This window comes from Streptomyces polyasparticus, assembly GCF_014493765.1.
Taxonomy (GTDB): Bacteria; Actinomycetota; Actinomycetes; order Streptomycetales; family Streptomycetaceae; genus Streptomyces; species Streptomyces polyasparticus.
In genome coordinates this window covers 1-1,557 of record NZ_JACTVJ010000087.1, presented here as the reverse complement: position 1 = coordinate 1,557, position 1,557 = coordinate 1, and the positions used below count along the sequence as shown (strand labels likewise).

Below are 1,557 nucleotides of genomic sequence, written 5' to 3'. Positions count from 1 at the left end.
CGGAGAACAATTTGTCAATTTCACCAGTGGTAGAAACTTGGTAAGTTTCGTAGTTTCTAGCATTGAACAAAGGTAAAAGCGCCAAATTATTCCATGGTTGAATGTCGTTATAAGTGGCATTGACTCCGTGGATCAATCTTTCGATGGTGTAACCGTCGTTGTTTAAAACAAAAAGATATGGAGTGGTTTCCCATTTGACCATGGTGGAGATTTCCTGGACTGTCAATTGCAACGAACCGTCTCCAACAAAGAGAATGACTCTCTTAGCCGGGTCAATTTCCTGGGCTGCCATAACAGCGCCTAAAGTGGCTCCAACTGTGAACCCAATTGAGCCCCACAAAACTTGCGAAATTCCCACGGTTTGGTTGGGAAACCGAGACTGGACAATTCCAAAAGCTGAAGTACCGGTTTCGGTAATGATAATGTCTCCTTCCCGGAACCACGAAGAAACTTTTGTCCAGAGCCATTCTTGGCTCAATTGAGTCGAAGCTGGACCGGGAGTGTTGAGCAATTTGACGTTGGGAACCGGACATGGTTGGTAGCCTTTCAGGGCTTGTGCGACACTTTCCAAGAGTTTTCTAAGTGCCTCTTTCATCTGGACTCCAGGGTAAGTAGCTTGTCTGATTTTGGTGTAATCGGAGTGGAATTCGACAATATTTTTGGTTTTGTAAGAATAGGAAAATGAACCAGTGTTGAAATCAGACAAAAGGGCGCCCACAGAAAGCACCAAATCAGCACTTTCAACAGCCTCCTTCACTTCAGGCTGCGATAAAGTTCCAACATAAACTCCACCAAATCTTTTATGGGATTCGTTGATGGTAGATTTACCCATTGGAGTGGTAAAAACTGGAAATTGGGTAACATCCACCAACTTTTCCACCTCACCACGACAATTGTGTCTTGAAGCACAAGCGTCCACCAAAATTATAGGATCTTTGGCCTCGGAAATCAACTTTAAAACGAGATCCACAACCTCTTCTTGCGCATCTGGATCGTTAGGTTTCAACGATGTGTCAAGTGGAGTGTCCAATAAAGAAGCAGGAACCTTCAAATCAACCAAATTAGCAGGTAATCCCACATATACGGGACGCTGGTACACATAGGCTTCTCTGATACATCTATCGATCTCTTTGGGTGCATGGTTGATATCTGAGATAAACGCCGTTGTCTGCGAAATATTGTTTGACATGCGATGAAAAACTGTAAAATCGCCGTTTCCCAAAGTATGGTGCAACAACAACTGTTTAGCTTGGGAGGTGATTGAGGGAATTCCAACAACGTGCAAGAGTCCAACATGCTCAGCATAGGCACCAGCCACACCATTGAGTGCCGAAAGTTCACCAACTCCAAAAGTCGTCACCAAACAGGATAAACCTTTGATTCTCGAATATCCATCGGCTGCATAAGCAGCATTAAGTTCATTTGCATTTCCTGCCCATCTCATGCCATCCACCTCGTAAATCTTATCCAATAAACTTAAATTAAAGTCTCCAGGAACTCCAAAGATGGAGTTGACATTGAGTTGAGAAAGTCTCTCAAAGAGGTAACGGCCCAAAG

1 protein-coding gene is annotated in these 1,557 nt (G+C 43.8%); it reads right to left on the bottom strand.

The features are described 5' to 3' along the window. A partial coding sequence (locus tag H9Y04_RS49005; protein ID WP_187820134.1) for an alpha-keto acid decarboxylase family protein occupies nt 1-1,557 on the bottom strand: 1,557 nt, incomplete at both ends.